General features: G+C 43.6%; 9 protein-coding genes and 1 tRNA gene. 5 read left to right on the forward strand and 5 right to left on the reverse strand.

What is annotated here, in order from left to right; all coding sequences use genetic code 11:
* Positions 1 to 45: 45 nt before the first annotated feature.
* The gene (locus QI63_RS00070) at positions 46 to 2,394 is read left to right on the forward strand and encodes a hypothetical protein (RefSeq protein ID WP_044012705.1); all 2,349 of its coding nucleotides are present in this window, start codon (positions 46 to 48) and stop codon (positions 2,392 to 2,394) included.
* A gap of 94 nt (positions 2,395 to 2,488) precedes the next feature.
* Here QI63_RS00070 and QI63_RS00075 read toward each other — a convergent pair whose 3' ends face one another.
* On the reverse strand, positions 2,489 to 4,321 hold the full coding sequence (locus QI63_RS00075) for an aminotransferase class I/II-fold pyridoxal phosphate-dependent enzyme (protein WP_044012707.1): 1,833 nt from the start codon (positions 4,319 to 4,321) through the stop codon (positions 2,489 to 2,491).
* A gap of 146 nt (positions 4,322 to 4,467) precedes the next feature.
* Between QI63_RS00075 and QI63_RS00080 the strand changes: the two genes are divergently transcribed.
* From QI63_RS00080 to QI63_RS00090, 3 genes are all read left to right on the forward strand, one after another.
* Complete coding sequence (locus tag QI63_RS00080; RefSeq protein WP_044016815.1) at positions 4,468 to 5,808, forward strand: DUF1015 domain-containing protein; 1,341 nt, start codon at positions 4,468 to 4,470, stop codon at positions 5,806 to 5,808.
* 131 nt (positions 5,809 to 5,939) lie between these two features.
* Entirely contained in the window at positions 5,940 to 8,120 is a 2,181-nt protein-coding gene (locus tag QI63_RS00085; protein WP_044012710.1) for a YccF domain-containing protein, read from the forward strand.
* Between the two features lie 154 nt (positions 8,121 to 8,274).
* A complete protein-coding gene (locus QI63_RS00090) occupies positions 8,275 to 9,495 on the forward strand; it encodes an archaemetzincin (protein WP_235619721.1) in 1,221 nt (406 codons plus the stop codon).
* 16 nt (positions 9,496 to 9,511) lie between these two features.
* Here QI63_RS00090 and QI63_RS00095 read toward each other — a convergent pair.
* Positions 9,512 to 9,585: transfer RNA gene (locus tag QI63_RS00095), tRNA-Val, on the reverse strand.
* Positions 9,586 to 9,667: 82 nt separating this feature from the next.
* Here QI63_RS00095 and QI63_RS00100 point away from each other — a divergent pair.
* Positions 9,668 to 10,594 carry a ribonuclease Z gene (locus QI63_RS00100; RefSeq protein ID WP_044012712.1) on the forward strand — a complete coding sequence of 309 codons (927 nt, stop codon included), beginning with the start codon at positions 9,668 to 9,670 and terminating at the stop codon, positions 10,592 to 10,594.
* 51 nt (positions 10,595 to 10,645) lie between these two features.
* Here QI63_RS00100 and QI63_RS00105 read toward each other — a convergent pair whose 3' ends face one another.
* The 3 genes from QI63_RS00105 to QI63_RS00115 are packed head-to-tail and all read right to left on the reverse strand — an operon-like array spanning position 10,646 to position 16,509.
* Positions 10,646 to 11,872, reverse strand: coding sequence for a fibronectin type III domain-containing protein (locus QI63_RS00105; RefSeq protein WP_044012715.1), 1,227 nt, complete (start codon positions 11,870 to 11,872; stop codon positions 10,646 to 10,648).
* A complete protein-coding gene (locus QI63_RS00110) occupies positions 11,862 to 14,639 on the reverse strand; it encodes a FecR domain-containing protein (RefSeq protein ID WP_044012719.1) in 2,778 nt (925 codons plus the stop codon). Before QI63_RS00110 ends, QI63_RS00105 begins: the two co-directional genes overlap by 11 nt.
* Positions 14,605 to 16,509, reverse strand: a complete 1,905-nt coding sequence (locus tag QI63_RS00115) for an adenylate/guanylate cyclase domain-containing protein (protein WP_044016819.1) — start codon at positions 16,507 to 16,509, stop codon at positions 14,605 to 14,607. Before QI63_RS00115 ends, QI63_RS00110 begins: the two co-directional genes overlap by 35 nt.
* Positions 16,510 to 16,735: the final 226 nt, after the last annotated feature.

Here is a 16,735-nt window from a genome sequence, read left to right on the forward strand (position 1 = left end):
CATTTGTAGGGGCTCTTTTTAGATAACTGTAAAGGGGAGTATATAATGAAAAAAATAAGGATTTTTGCCGTTGCAGCAATCTTCTGTTTAATTACATCTGCATTGAGTGCACAGACAACTCGGCAAGAGACTGCTGATGTAATCGTCCTTATGGATACTTCCGGTACCGTGTTACCCTATTACGAAGTTATCAATAAGCGTGTACTACAATCCATCATTTCAAAATTTGTTCGCATAGGGGACTCATTTCATCTTATTTCATTTAGTGCAGTTCCTCATTATGAAATGTCTCAAAAAATTACTACCGAAGCGGATTTATCCCGCGTTGTTTCCCGTTTTATGCTTCTGTATCAGCTTGGGCAAAGTGCCGATTTTTTGTCCGGTATCAATTTTGCCGGTCAATATATGACGCAACTACCTTCTCAGCAGGCGAAGATACTGATTGTTATTTCGGACGGTATTTTTAATCCGCCCGCATCAAGCCCATACCGAAATTATACCGGTGAACAGGTAAAGACCGAATTAGCCAAGATTTCCGCTTCCATCCGTGCACATGGTTGGAAGGTATACTATGTAAAACTTCCCTTCCCCTCCGATGCAGTCATTAAAGATTTGGACGGAGCATTTTATGCCGGCAAGCTTGATGCTACAGGCTCGCTTGATCGATCAGGTGTCGATAGTGCAGTAACTTCTTCGGGTACAGCTTCCGCCGGTACAGGCAGTGCTTCGAGCGGGCAGAAAGGATACGCAGCCGATACCGGCACGAATGCACAAAACAAAGCAGCAGGATCCGCCGGACAGACTGCCGGTAATAGTGCTCAAACACCGAATACCGCAACAGGACGCGTTAATACTGAAACAGGACGAACCGATAGTCCGGCTGCTGCTTTTTCCGGATCAAATACCGCGCAAGGTAGTGGAACCGATGCTTTTACAACAGCGAATTCCAATTCCGCTACCGGCAATGACGGATACACTCAAAATCAAGCGGGTACAACAGATAGTTCGGGTATGACAGGACAAAATACCGAACATACTGCCGCATCGGCGGCCGGCGGACAGGGAACCGGTACAGGTACCGATTCAGCCGGACAAGGACTGAAAGAATACACTGATGTTTCTCAGGCCTTTACCGAAAACCTCGGTATTGAACCGAGCAACTTACCGGAAGAAGGCGGCGTGGAATTCAATGACACGGCATTCCCTATTCCACACATTATCTTTCCCGAACGTATAGAAACCTCAGGTAATACTGCCGAACTTCCGCTCACTATTATTAATGAAGCGGCAGAACCCGCTGAAGTACAATTACAAAGTGTGTCTTTGACAGCCGGCAGTGGAACTCAAAAGCAGCGGCTGGAAAATATCATTGTCCGTATTCCTCCCGAAGGAAAAAGCGAACTTACCATTCGGGTGTCACTGCCGGACAGTTTACGCAGCGAAGGTCAACACCGTACCGATATACGGCTTGACCTTGCACAGCAAGATAAAACATTTTCCCAAGCAGCAGCCGTATTGCTCACCGTGAAACCGACATTCATTCAGTCACTGCTGCAGGGTAATCTTCTATGGATTCTGCTCGCCGCGCTGGTATTTATCCTTATTCTGCTGTTAATCATCTTTATACTCCGCCGCCGAGCTTCCGAACCTGTTAAATATGCTGCACGGATGGTCGGACAACAGTCGGATTTAAGACAGCAAAACAATGCTGTTCGGCAAACCGATCTTAATAGAAATCAGCGAGAAGCGCTTACTGCTTCCCAAACGAAATATTATCCGGAGCAGTTGGCAAATAAAACAGATCCGCGTGACACCCTGAATAGCTTCGGTTCCCAAACGGCGGCGGCAGCATCGGCAACTAAAACCGAAACAGCAGCACAGTTTGATCACCTTGCACAAGAACGATCCCGTGCTGCCGAAGGGCGTTTTGCTTTGTTAAATAGTGCAGAGAGCCATATCAACCACCGTCCGGGATTGAATCACAGCTATTATAGCGGCCGGCTCAATACAAAGCCTTCACAGTCGGGAATGACAGAACTTTTTGTCTATAACCAAACCACACTAATTGGAAAACGGAATATTCACGTGATGAAGTCAGGAACCCGACTTAGTATCGGCGGCAGCAAAAGCGATGATTTTTTAATCTTCCTGGTTCCCTTCCCTGCCAATCTTGCGCAAGTACAGTATGACGGTAGCGATTATCGTGTTTCGATTTTAAAACCCGAATATTTCCCCTACGAAACATCGAATACAATCTATCCCTGTATTGGACGAGACATAACGGCTGTTTCAAAGAAAGGCTATCATGTTACGTTTACATTTAGAGGCTATGAAGATCCGATGGTTAGACTGAATACGCTTCTTACGTCAATTAATTACACTGAAGATCGCTAAAAAACAAAAAGCGGGGCGTATAGCCCCGCAATCATCCTATATTGTTGAGAGCAGCTTCTGCTCTGTTTTTTTATAAAATAAGCAACAAGTGCCTTTATTCGTGCAATACAGCCTTTAATGCCGCTATCAGCATATCATTATCGGTTTGATCCCGTACGGCAAGGCGAATATAATTGCCGCCTTCAAAGCATTTCTTCGACGATAAATCTTTGATAAAGATATTATAGTTTTCAAGCAGCTTAACGGCGAGTTCTTCGGCTTTGACTGCTCCGGTCAACCGGCACAGGATATAATTGGCTTGGCTTGGAAAAACCGTAAGGTCTTTAATTTCCGCCAGTTTTTCAGAAAAACGGCTGCGTTCGGCGGCGATTGAATCGCAGGCGGCCGCATAGGTCTTATTATATTTATCGTAAATCTGCAAAAAGTATTCGCCGAATGAGTTAATATTCCAAATAGCATTGGCTTTTTTAATATGTGCAATATATTGTGCATCGGCGCAGGCAAGAACACCGAGCCGCAATCCCGGCACTCCATAGCTCTTACTAATCGACTTTACAACAACGAGATTTGGGTATTCAGTCAGAATATTCTCGTCAAGCAGTGTATAGCGCTTTGATTTTTCTGCAAAATCGATAAACGATTCGTCAAAAAAGAGAACGGTACCGGTTTGCTTCAATTCCCCACAAAGCCTTAATACATCATCTTTTCCTAAGAAATTTCCCGTCGGATTATCAGGATTGATTAAAACAACGGCCTTTGCATGCTCTTTTTTCACCGTCCCGATAATATCGTCCACTGAATATGAAAAGGTTTGCATATCGGTCGGCACGGGCACAACCTTGGCGAGCGAGAATCGTTCAGGGTACTCGTTAAATGTAGGGAATGGAATAGCGACAGTACATTCGGTAAATTTTGCGAGTGAAGAAATCAATTCCGCAGCGCCGTTACCTACGACGATATGTTCCGGCATTACATTGAATATTTTGGAAGCGAGGAGACTTTGCTGTGCTGCCCCACTGGGATATTGCGTTAACAGCGTTCCGAAACTGGCCGTCATTTCGCTGACAAGTTTTTCCGGTGGAAAATACGGATTAACCAGATAGCAAAAATCCTTGAGCTGAGGGAATCGCCAATAACCGCCGTACCGTTTTTCAAGGCTGTGTAGTTTTTCGCGCCCCGTCTTGAATCGGTCTTCTGCAATAGCAAGATCGGCAGGATCGTCAATTTCATACCAATCCTTTCCACTTACCACCAATCCTTTTAAGGTCGATGACGATAAGAAAGAGATAACTTTTAAAACCTGCTCGTAGTATTCATTTTTGCCAAAGGCTTTTTGATAGGCATCGAGGAACGGCAAGTAGTATTGCTGTGAAAACTCTTTAGAAAATTTATAGATATTGACGGTCTTATAGTAATATTCGGTATCCGACCAATTAAAACGGACTTTATCAAGAAGGGCGGTAATACAGTTATTTTCATCCAACAAGGTACAAGTACCGTCCATCCACGATTCAAACGGCGAAACAACCGCAAGGTTCTTATCGGGACTGGTAATCAGGCGGGTTAGAATTTCAGGTTTAAAAATCAAGTCGCTTTCGAGCAGGATGGTATCATCCTTTGCCATTTCATTTCCGGCAAGATATAACGAATAGATATTATTTGTCGTATCATACACAGGGTTTTCAATGTATTCAATTTTCATGCCGTGCAGATTAACCGCATTAAACTTTGAGGCGATAAAATCTTTTAAAAGCTGCCCCTTATATCCGACTACAACCACAAGCCTATCTATCTTATTTGCCACAAGCGCTTCTATCGTATATTCAATTAATGTTTTCCCATTGACCTTGACCATACATTTTGTCGCATCCTTCGTGTACGATCGGAGTCGCTTTCCCATTCCCGCCGCTAAAATAATTGCCTGCATTATATTCCTCCACAAAAATAATTAAAACAGTATTTTATTATTATAGGGCATATATACGTTTTTAGCAACTCACAGATACTGTAATGCTCATAGATACCCTAACTCTGTGTCTGGAATTTATTTTTATTATCTTTTATACTGTTGGTATGAATATTTTTGAAAAATGTGCGCTTAGGACGCCCGATATTTTACTACCTCATAAAAGTGTTAACCTCACCGCATGGTCTGTGATCGCTTGCGACCAATATACGCAGGATACCGATTATTGGAGCAAAGCTGCCGCGGTTGCAAAAAACTGTTATTCAACATTGCACATGATTTTGCCGGAAGTCTATTTAAATACCTTTTCCGATGAACAACGGAAGCAAGAAATTATCAATATCCAAAAAACAATGAAAGACTACCTTGCAGCAGGTGTTTTTGCAAATCCCGTGCATTCCATGCTTTATATCGAGCGAAAAACAGCCTATAATCGCTTGCGGAAAGGGATTGTTACCTGTATCGATTTGGAAAAATACGATTGGCGGCCGGACTCAAAAGCGGAAATACGCGCAACCGAAGCTACGATTGTGGAACGGCTGCCCCCGCGGATGGAGATTAGGCAAGGAGCGGCGTTGGAAATGCCGCATATTATGCTGCTGGTCGATGATCCTGAACGAATTTTAATAGAAAAAATCGGCGATTCCATCCATAACGCTCAAGCTACACCGATCTATACCGCACAGCTTATGCTGAATTCCGGCAGTATTTCAGGCTGGGCTCTTCCTGCCGACTGTTCTGCATATATGGAAAAAGCGCTTGAAAAACTGTACCGAGCCAATACCGGCGCTGACGGTTCGGTGTTTATGTTTGCCGTAGGCGATGGGAATCATTCACTTGCAACGGCCAAAGCCGTATGGGATGCACACAAGCGGCACCATGGAGGTATTGAGCAACCAAATGGATCTATCTCACTTCCGGACAGCCTTAAAGATAATCCATTGCGCTATGCCCTTGTCGAAATTGTGAACCTGTACGATTCAGGCCTTACCTTCGAACCCATTCACCGTGTTATATTCGGTGCAGACAGTAAACAATTAATCGCTTTCTTGCAATCAAAACTAGGGGGTAAGGTTATAGCTTGTTCCGATAAGCCAGAATTAGTGCACAAAGTAGAACATTCCTCCGCTTCGTTCGGTTTTATCGCTGCAACCGGCGAGCTCACTTGTCTCGAAACCGATATGACCTGCCTCGCAGTAAGCGCTCTGCAGCCGCTTTTGGATGACTTTATCAGAACGCACAACCTTCAGATAGATTATATTCACGGTTCCGAAGAGGCTTTCCGTATTCCGCAGAATTCCGATGCAGTTTCCCTCTTATTACCGCCTATTTCTAAAGAGAGCTTTTTTTCGACCATCGCCGAAAACGGCTCGCTACCGAGAAAAAGTTTTTCGATGGGAGAGGCTAGTGAAAAGCGGTTTTATCTTGAATGCCGGAAGTTGATATAAAAAACAAGTACCTCTAAAAAAACTAAAACTTTTTGGAGGTACAGCTCTGTCCACTTCTTACTGATTTTTCGATTAAACACCCATCATTGACATTTCAAGCGGAATCATCGAAAATATCTTCACGAGGTATTATGATACTACAAAAAAATACTGAACAGCACCGCTGGAATTTTTCACGCTTCGGCGGTGTTACACAGGTCATTTTGAAAAGTGCAGATGATCTTACCCATTTGCACGAACTTGACCAGAAATTATGGACGGTATTGGCAATGCCGACTCAGGGGATATTTTTTGATCCTAGAACAATTGCACTGCTCGACTATGACGGCGACGGCTTCATTCGTCCGCCTGAAATTCTCTCTGCCGTCGATTGGATTGGTACTCAGCTTTCCGATATTTCTTTATTGCTGGAAGAAGGAGATTCAGTACCGCTGGCATTGATTAAGGATGAAACGCTTCGCGCCAGTGCCCGTTGGTTACTGGATCATATCAAAAAGACTGATGCACAGGAAATTTCGATAGCAGATATAGAAACGCAAAAAAAATTCTTTGATGCACATACACCTGATTGTGATGCACCGATACCGGCTGACGGTTCCGATGATGATAAACTAAAACAGCTCATCAATATTGCCGTTGCCTCTTGTGTTACAAACGGCACGCTTGCAGACGGAGTTCAACAGCGTATTCAGCAGGATTTAATGAGCAGTGCGCAAGCATTTTTAACGTGGCAAGCATCTCTCGCAGAAGAAGGAATCTTACCGCTTGATCTGGAGCATACTCAAAAAGCAACAGCAGCACTTTCCGCTATAAAAGAAAAGACGGATGATTATTTTTTGCGCTGTACATTAACTGAATATGCACCGGATAAGGCTCCCGCCTTATCCGCCGATGAACAGGTATTCCAACAACTTGCAGCAGAAAGTATTCATTACGATAATGAAGCACTGAATGCACTACCGCTTGCTTCAGCAGCCGTTGATAAGCCGTTGCCCCTAACAAAAGGAGTCAATCCTGCATGGAAAGCAAAGCTGCAAACCTTTGCAGAAGATGCTGTCCTACCGCTGCTCGGGCACAAGGAATGCATTACACAGGATGAGTTCGCCCTCATAGTACAGAAACTGACACCGTATCAAGAACGCTTGAACAGCAAACCTACGACACCGGCAGCTTTGCTCAGTGTTCCATTCTTACAAGCACTCACAAACGGCGAAAAACAAGGAGAAGTTTCCTCGTTAATTCGATATGCATTAACAATCGAAAAAGAACGCGGAAATGTATTCAATTTGGAAAAACTCGTACTTCTACGCCGCGATTTTGTTACATTATTGAAAAACTATATCAGCTTCAGCGACTTTTATGAGGGCAAAGGTTCGGTTTTTCAAGCCGGTGTATTGTATTTTGATACACGCGCAGCGGACTTATGCTTTGAACTTAACGGAGACGCCCGCCATGCGACCTTGGATACACTTTCCGGAGCCTATTTGGTATACTGCGATATCAGCCGCAAGGGAGAAACAACTAAAAAAATCGTTGCCTTGTTTACAAACGGTGATAGCGACAATATCGTAATCGGTCGAAACGGTATTTTCTACGACCGCATCGGCAAGGATTGGAATGCAGTTGTTACAAAAGTTATTGCCAACCCGATCAGTGTCCGGCAGGCGTTCTTCATGCCATATAAGCAACTCGCTGCAATGATTGAAACTCAAATTGCGGCACGAGCTGCAGCGGGCGAAGCGAAATCAGCCGATTTGCTTTCCAAGACGGCAGCCACCGTCACAACCGCTGACAAACAAGCCGCAGCAGGTACAGCCCCAGCACCTACCGCACCTGTAGCCGCCAAAAAACTCGACTTAGGAACTATTGCCTTGATCGGTACTGCATTAGGCGGTATTTCAGCCTTAATCGGCAGTATTCTGCAAGCATTATTCGGATTAGGTTTTTGGGTTCCGCTCGGACTTATCGGTATTTTACTCTGTATTTCCGGCCCGTCGATGATTTTAGCTTCGATGAAGCTGCGTAAACGCAGTATTGCTCCGATTCTTGAAGCAAACGGCTGGGCAGTAAATATCCGCACAAGGATCAATATTCCGTTCGGAACTCAGCTTACAAAACTTGCCGCTATTCCATTCGGCAGTATCGTGGTTCCCATCGACCCCTTTGCCGATAAGAAAAACGGACGGAAAGCTCTGTTTATCATACTCGGCATACTCATCGCCGGGACTGCCGCTTTCTGCTACTTAAAATTCGGTTTACATTTCCGTTTTTCTGAAATACCGACGTATTTAAAAAATCTATGGAATAAATAAAGGTTCAGAGTATGGGGATGTTCCAAAAGTTGGTTACTTTTGGAACATCCCCGTCGAGTTTGAAATTAAGTCTTTATACAGCAATGACTTAATCTTAAACGTCGCATCTAAATCTAAGGAAACTCTCTCAAAACTAAAAAGAGAGGTAAAAAAGATGAAAAGAGAAAATAAATACCGAATGATATTCGGCGTCATCACATTTTTTTTATTTTGTGCGTGTACATCAAATAACCGGTCAACTGCAAATAATCCGTCAATTGAAAATCAGAGCAACAACCTACATGAATTGGAACGTCAAGCTGCGGAGCTTGACGGAATGTTCAATGTTTCTGCCCGGAAATATGTCGATGTCTATTTTACATTATCCGACATATATGCTGAAAAACAAGAATATGAAAAAGCCTATCAAACCGTTATCAAAGGATTACAGCTCGATTCATCAAACTACCTCTATCAATATAGAGCTGCTTATTTTGAATTTTGTCTTAAAAAATATAGAGAATCTTTTGAACGTCTCCAATATATATTGACAGCCTGTAATGATTCATCAATCATACAGTGCTGTACTGAGCTATCGGCAAAGTTTCCGAATATGCCTCTTGAAAAAGAGACCGTCCAACCAATGTATGCAAAATCAATACTTGTTCTCGTATTTCCCAATACACACACATTGGCAGCCGATGCCGTCGCAGAACGAATACGGCAAGATTTTAAACTATCAGTCATCAAGGAGTATATCGATGTTCCTGAAAGCACTGAGCATACCAGAGACACCCTTGATGCATATATACACGAGTACATCACCCAATTATACGAGAAGCACAGCGAAACAGAACTTGCACCTATTTTGGAAGAAATAGGATTGACAAAAGATGATTTAAAAGAAAAACAGAACAGATTATTATTTATGAAATATGCCTTTATCCAATCGGGATATGACCGGAAAGATTGGGAAGATTTTAATCGAGAATATACGATGCAATATGATGCAAATACTCTTATACGACAAATAAGACAATATACAAAGCAAAAACTTACCAACCCCAATATTATCGGAGTGTTGGCTATTACATCAAAGGATATTTACTCCGGTGAAGATAATAATAACTTTCTGTTCGGGTTATATGACCGGCATATCGCGATTATGAGTTTGCACCGCTTTATCACCCCCGAAGCAAAAAACAGCGTTATTATAAACCGTGCTGTGATGCAGGGACTGGCCTCTGCCGGACACCTCATCGGTATTCCACGCTGTTCAATAAAAGGCTGCGCACGAGCTTATGCACATTCGCTTGCGGAACAAGATACAAAACAGACGTCACTTTGTTCGGAATGTATTAGGAATATTAATACGGTATACCAATCGTTCGATTAGACATTATGCGGAGGGATGGGCAATGCTGGAATCGAACCAGCGACCCCAAGCGTGTCATGCTTGTACTCTAACCAACTGAGCTAATTGCCCGCATTCGAATAAATAACAAAAAAGAGTTTATCCTATTTTACTATTTACGTCAAGCCCTAAAATAGGTATACTTCTTCCATCTATGAATCTTGAAGCGTTTATCTTGGGCTGCGGGGGCATGATGCCTTTACCGTATCGCCATCTTACTTCGGTACTACTTCGCCGTGAAGGCGATTTATTTCTTTTTGATGCAGGCGAAGGCACACAGGTTTCCCTACGCCGCCTAAACCTCCGATGGAAAAAAATCAATACCATCTTTATCAGTCATACCCATGCGGATCATGTAACGGGATTACCGGGAATTTTGATGCTATCGGCGCAGGTTGACCGCGATGAGCCGCTCTACATTATCGGCCCTCCGAAAATCAAAGAATATGTCGAAACAAGTAGGCAAGTTCTCGATATGTATATCAATTACGAAATTATCATTCAAGAAGTTTCCGAACCGGGCATTGTATATAAAACCGATGAATTTCAAGTACGGGCGTTCCGGCTTGAACATACCAAGCCTTGTCTCGGCTACGTATTTGAGGAATTTCCCCGTCCGGGAGCATTCGATCCGGAGGCGGCACGCAGACTTAATATCCCATGCGGACCGCTCTGGTCAAAGCTGCAGGCAGGAGTGGCAGTAGAGGCAGTGGATGGTACTATTGTAGAAAGCAGCCAAGTCCTTGGCCCGCCTCGAAGCGGCAGAAAATTCAGCTTTGTAACCGATACAAAATATTTGCCAACCATTGCGCCGGAGGTTGCAGGATCCGACTTCTTAGTCTGCGAATCCATGTTTGCAAAAGGTATGGAACAGGATGCCGCCGAAAAAAAACACATGACTTGTACGCAGGCAGCACAAATCGCACGAGATGCTGCAGTAAAAAAAATGGCACTCATTCACTACAGTCCCCGTTATACGGATTACGACTTAAAACAGCTGCTCAAAGATGCACAAGAGATATTCCCCAATACGGTTTTATCAAAGGATCGGATGGTGGAAACTATCGAATATCAGGATTAAGTATGTGAAACCTCTAAAAGCCACCTCGGTTTTTAGAGATTTCCCAACTCTTTAGAATTCCCACCCGATGCCCAACTGCGGTTGGATAATATATTTCGGGAATCCCTTTCCTTTCCGAATAGGAATTATATGGTCAAGATTAACTTCGATATATAGTCTTTTATACACATATACATATAATGCCGTGCCGACATTAACAGTTAATCCCCAATACCATGCTTTATCGCTTGTTATCTTTTGTGTCGCATTGTAGGTAAACTGGGTGTTCACGAGAAACATAGTACCTAATCCGGCATGCGCATCGAATACCAACCGATGTTTAATAATGGGGTAAAAATAAGCGGCATTCAATTGAGCAAACAATACCCCCGCACTCAGCGTATACCCATCGGTTTTATTTTTTAAATAGGCTCCCGAACCGGTAAAATTAAAACCGAAATTCCCATAAAATCGCTTTATCGGAACAACGGTAAACCGCAGACCTCCCCCCAAAGCGGCAAAATTTGCACCGAAATATTCTTTTTTAGCCAATATATCATTCCCGATAAAACCGTTAAAAACATAGTTACCCGAAATAAATATATCAAGCGGCTTTTGGAAGCGGAATACAATATCGTCTTTTTCTGCCGAAAGATCACTCGGATCAACCGCAGCAAATGTATACGTTCCCGGATTCGCCTTCGTAAACTCAAAAGAGACAACTGCATGAGTTCCGTTATCTTTTAGCTCACTCACAGTCCCGCGTAAAACCGCTCCGCTGAAATTGTTTGTAAGAATAAAAGACGTTTCTTCATGAAAATTCTTACCGGTTATGGTAAGGGTTTGACCTTCCAACTCATCAAAATTGATAACTTGCGGAGAGACGGAAGTAACTTCCGGTTGATACGCAATACGGATGGCAAAGTTACGGTATGGAGTCGCATCTTCTTTTTGCCCTAAAAGGTTGATAACCCGTACACGGAAACGGTAATCTCCCGGCGGCAAAGAAACGTCTGCATAATTCGTTTTTACGGTACGTTTATCTATCACGCGCCATACTTTTGTTTTTCTATCCTGCTGTTCAAGGTCAAATTCAAACCCCAAAATATCATCCAACGCTTCCCACGATAGACGCTGCACAAGCATAACACCTTTATCAGTTTCCTTAAGAAAATAATTTTTCTTTTCAGTCCCCGCTTTTTTTGAATCCTCTACAGGGGAAGAAAGCTCTTGCGCCGATAACGGAATAAAACAAAAAAAGAGGATACCGGCAAGCAACAAACCGTACTTATTTTCCATATAAAACTCCTGTTTCATCCGTCGATACCGTTCGTCCCTTAGGTATATCTATTTTGAAACGTACACGCGACACAGTACCGTCTTGGAATACTTTTCCATTACTTAATCGCCGTTGCGCTTTCACTTCTGCAGAGAAAGTGCCGGGGGATAAACGCGCAATGTCTTTAAAGCTGACCGCCGGCTCTGTTGCACCATCTGCACGGATATCGGTTGTAAATATCGAACGCCCGGCAGAATCGGAAAGTTTAAACCAATAATGAGTCGCATCCGGGACCTTGCTCCACCTAAAATCAATACTCCTGTTTGACTTAAAGAAAGCGGCATCCAACACAGTATCGGTTTTAGGGAAACCGAATACAGCTTGCGGCAATGGAGGTATCGGTAAAACGGTAAACGTAAACCGCTTTCTCGATGAAATATCAAAACCTTCCGGAACGGTAGCCTTTACTTCCCAGGTATATTTTCCCGATTCAAGCGCAGGTGCCTGTATTGCTGTAGGCGGATCCGATACTTCAAAAACCGGATTCGCCATACCGGACTTTCTCAATATGAGTTTTGACGAAGCAGGAGGAACAATCGATTCCCACTTAAAGGTAAAGGGATCAAGCGCTGCCTCAAGCCCGCCTATTTTTATCCCGTCAGCAGGATACAATAGTTCCACAGGCTTTAGATGCTTGAGCGCAAAGTTATGATCAACAGCCAAGCCGTACCGCCGTGTAGACGTTACAGAAGCGGAAGCAAAACCTTGAATACTGATGCGGTAGCCCCCTTCTAAAACATGTTGCAGAGCAATTTCAACTTGAGTCTCCGTAATAAATAAATTTTCATATAACGGAGAATCTTCATTACCGATTTTTGTAATACGTACCTGATAATAATCAGCCCCTTTAACAGGAGACCACGCGAACTTTGTTTTCCCTGAAGGAAAAACGATAACCGTACCGCCGATACCAAATAGGTTCGGCTTATCCAACGGCGGCGTAATAGTAAAATGCTTTGTTTCGGTTTTTATGAGACCGATTTCACTGTCGGCGATAACTCGCCAGTACCATTGACCGTGCGGTAGAGAAATCCCCTCAATACCGTTACCGGATGTTTTTACATCAACGGCAAGCGTCGAGAAATCTTTAGACGCAGATACTTGGAAATGTTTTTCCGTTTCGACATTTGTTTTCCATGTAAATCGGGTATCAGGACACAGAGTATCCGCAAGCACATATCCATTCGGCGGGAAAATACCGCGCAGTGCATAATCGGTATTAACGGTTTGAAATTTAACGGGAGTTGAGGCAGCCATTTCGGAACCCTTTGAATCGATCCCTGATACCGTCCAATAATAATCGCCATTCGGCAGAACCGCTGCCGCATCATCAAGTTTAAAAGAATTCGTTTCTACGATTGTATCGACTACAACCGTCTTCATTTCAGCATCTTTTGCCACTTTAAGCCGATAAGACTTTGTTTCGGAGATATTTTTCCATGCAAAAGACATTCCTTTTCCACTTGAGGTTTCCGCCGTTGCTTGAGGAAACAATACCTGCGGAGCTTCTTCAGCCGCAGTAGATTGTTTTTCTATATGAAAGAATGCCGTCTTCGATGACTCAGGTGCATTTTCAACATTGATAAGATAGCGGGGAGTAACACGCCAATACCACGTTCCTTCAGCAAAATCAGACAACGTAAGCGACTGAGTATTAACGAACCGGCTTAACTGAGGATTTTTCAGTTCAGGATTGTCGGCAACTTCCAATAAATAAGAAGCAACGAGGGAATTTCCCTCCCATAAGAAACGGATAGCAGGGGGTGCCGCCGTATATGCATACTGCGCTTCGACTGCCGGTTCCAACAACACCGGAGCTGGGGCGGCAATAATATTCACCTTACCGGATTGAGCATTAACAGCAGACTCAGCACCTGCTGCAGCAGAATACAACCGCCAATAAAACGATCGGTTTTGCTTTGCAAGCGTATATTCCGTTAAGCCGGTAAGCGTATATTTTTGAACTTCATCGGAAAAATTACTGAGCGGCGAAGTCTCCAGTATTAATTCTTCGGCAGCAGGTAAAGAACTTTGCCATTGGAATGCTACATCAGTGCCGTTTCCGCTTTGATTGAGCAATCTTACATTTTTACCCGGGCTAACCACCACTAAAGGTGTTTGTATACCTGTCTGTATAACCGCGCCTTGTGTCAGCAGTTCCGTTTTCTCCACCCCATCTTGTCCGGTAACGGCAGCTTCTCCCCTTTCCACGACAAGCTGAAGATTTCCTTCGCCGCTTTTATCGGCGCGGAACGAAGATCCTTTTGAAATCTTTGCCGTGGTATTTTCCGAACTAATCAGCATATTGGAAGAGTCAGAGGTTTCAACCGATACAAGGCCGTTCGTCAGATCGATTCGGGATTCTTCGTTGTTGACAAATACCTGGATCATCGTACTCGAACCGAGTTCAACGACATTGCGGTCAACAAAATACAATGTCGCCTCTGCTTCGGGTGAAGTACGTATAGTATCGCCGTTGTACACAGGAGAATTCTGCTGTGGGCGATCCCAAACGGCACGATCAAGAAACTTGCGCTGAACCGATTTATACTTAAAAGTTACGGTCGCAACCGGTGTTTTGTCATTGCGTGAAAACGTTCTGTTTAAGTTTTTAACAAATAAAAAAGAAGACGCAAAAATCACCAACAGCGACAAGACAACCACGGTAATGTCCGTGCCGACATTTGTAAAGCTAGGATTGGATTTTGTATTTTTTCTCGTCTTCATTAAGATTCACCTTTGCAAAATCGGGAATGGGAATCCCCAATACCTTTCTAATCTGATTAAGACTCGTCGGGCCTTTTTCACCGGCACCCGGGATACCTTTTTCGTTAGGCATATTAATAACCGCAAACATACGGAGCGGCTTTTCTTTTCCTTTAACGGTAACCGACGGCATCTCTTCTACGAGAACTTGATCATGTACAAGTTTGTAAGTGTATTCAGTGATAAGGATATCGGTACCCATCGGTTTATTCAAAGCTTCCGTTCGGGATGCAAGGTTTACCGCATCACCGATAACCGTATACTCCATACGCTTTTGAGAACCGATTTGCCCCGCAACAACATGCCCCGAGTTAATACCGCAACCGATGCGGATAATCGGCTTTTTATCGCCGCCGCGTCCGCGGTTAAAGTGCATAAGAGCTGCCCGCATACGAAGCGCTGCGCGGATACAATTCAACGCATCTTCACGCGGAGAACCGGAACTTGTCGGCGCTCCCCACACTGCCATAATCGCATCACCGATAAATTTATCAACAACACCGTGGGTATCGGTGACGCATTCAACCATCTGAGTCATATACTCGTTTAAGAAACCGACAACTTCAAACGGTTCGAGCTTTTCAGAAATAGCAGTAAAAGAACGAATATCGGAAAAGAATATGGTCGTTTCTTTAGTTTCACCGCCGAGAGCCAACCGCCCCTGAGCGGCAAGCTCTGCGATCTCTTTATTGATAAACCTGCCGAAAGAATCCTTGAGGCGTTCCCGCTCCGCGAGTCCTTTTCCCATCTGCACGAAGCTTGACGTTAAGAGACCGACTTCATCACGTGTTTTCGGCTTTAAGTCCAGCTCATATTCACCCGCTTCAATTTGATGAGCCGCAACGGTCAGCAACTTAATCGGGGTACTGATACTCTTTGATAAAAACCATACAAACATTGCGGAAAGGGCAAGTACCGCTACGCTCAAATAGAGGTTCCGCTTTGCCGTATCGTTGACGGGCTCAAGCACTTGGGCAGCTTCTGCGGTGGTAAGAACCGCGGCATCTCCAAGCGAAAGCCGCGTATAGGAACCGAAGTATTTTTTGCCGGTCTCATCTTGAAACAGCATCTGCCGGTTGGTATCTCCATTTTCTCTCATTTGAGTAAAAAGCGGGAAAGAGGCCACATTCGTACCCCGGCGGATAAGATCAAAATCGGGATGAATAAGCACATCACCCGTATCGTTCACAAGATACGTTGTTTGTAATGTTCCTTGACCGACCACATCGGAAAGTTTTTCTGCAGAAAAGAATACCGCAAGTCCTTGGGCAAGCCCTTTTTCTCTATACGGATAAAATAAGACCAGCATCGGTTGATTAAAAAGAGGAGTGGCATTGAGGATTTTCATAATTCCCTGCTCTACTTGAACCGACGCCTCTCGTTCTTGCTTTAAAAATGCTTCGACCAGCGAAGGGTCAAGCTCATGAGATAAAAAGAATGTCGTATTCAGCAGCGTACGGTCGATACCATCGGGACGCCGCGAATCGGTAACCAGAACAGCGGCAACCGAAGGATTTCGTTCAAAATAAAACGCAGCAGCTTGTTTTGCAAAACTGCTTGAACTCTCGGCCGTATTAATAAGATCCAACAACAGAAAAGCATTCGCTCTAATAGAAGAAAGTTCATTTTCAACAGAATTTGCAGCCTGTGCGTTTACCGTTCGGTTGTTTTCTTCAGCAGTTATTTGGACATCTTCGCTGCCAAATAATGTTACCAAAAGAGTAATCGTACCGAGTGCAATAATGAGTAAAATGGAAATCATTATAACCAATTTTGCACCGATAGGAAAACGTACTTTCTCCTGCTTCATTTTTTCATTTTGCCCTAACATTTTTTTCTCCGTATTCGGAATGATCATAGTTTTCGCGAGAAAATACATACAATGAGCTAGTTTATACATTTAACACATTATATCCTATGACTATTATTGTGTAATTGTACTACAACTTTCTATTTACCACAAGGATAGATATATCCAAGAAATATAAAAGTTAAAAAAATAACCGTGGTTATCGTATTTTAATATACGTAAACACCGCCGGTATGGTAGCGTAAGC

This window comes from Treponema sp. OMZ 838 (genome assembly GCF_000775995.1).
Classification (GTDB): Bacteria; Spirochaetota; Spirochaetia; order Treponematales; family Treponemataceae; genus Treponema.

Coding starts and splice junctions, on each gene's coding strand:
- QI63_RS00070 (WP_044012705.1), top strand. CDS start 46: ATGAAAAAAATAAGGATTTTTGCCGTTGCAGCAATCTTCTGTTTAATT.
- QI63_RS00085 (WP_044012710.1), top strand. CDS start 5,940: ATGATACTACAAAAAAATACTGAACAGCACCGCTGGAATTTTTCACGC.
- QI63_RS00115 (WP_044016819.1), bottom strand. CDS start 16,509: ATGTTAGGGCAAAATGAAAAAATGAAGCAGGAGAAAGTACGTTTTCCT.
- QI63_RS00080 (WP_044016815.1), top strand. CDS start 4,468: ATGAATATTTTTGAAAAATGTGCGCTTAGGACGCCCGATATTTTACTA.
- QI63_RS00075 (WP_044012707.1), bottom strand. CDS start 4,321: ATGCAGGCAATTATTTTAGCGGCGGGAATGGGAAAGCGACTCCGATCG.
- QI63_RS00110 (WP_044012719.1), bottom strand. CDS start 14,639: ATGAAGACGAGAAAAAATACAAAATCCAATCCTAGCTTTACAAATGTC.
- QI63_RS00105 (WP_044012715.1), bottom strand. CDS start 11,872: ATGGAAAATAAGTACGGTTTGTTGCTTGCCGGTATCCTCTTTTTTTGT.
- QI63_RS00090 (WP_235619721.1), top strand. CDS start 8,275: ATGAAAAGAGAAAATAAATACCGAATGATATTCGGCGTCATCACATTT.
- QI63_RS00100 (WP_044012712.1), top strand. CDS start 9,668: ATGAATCTTGAAGCGTTTATCTTGGGCTGCGGGGGCATGATGCCTTTA.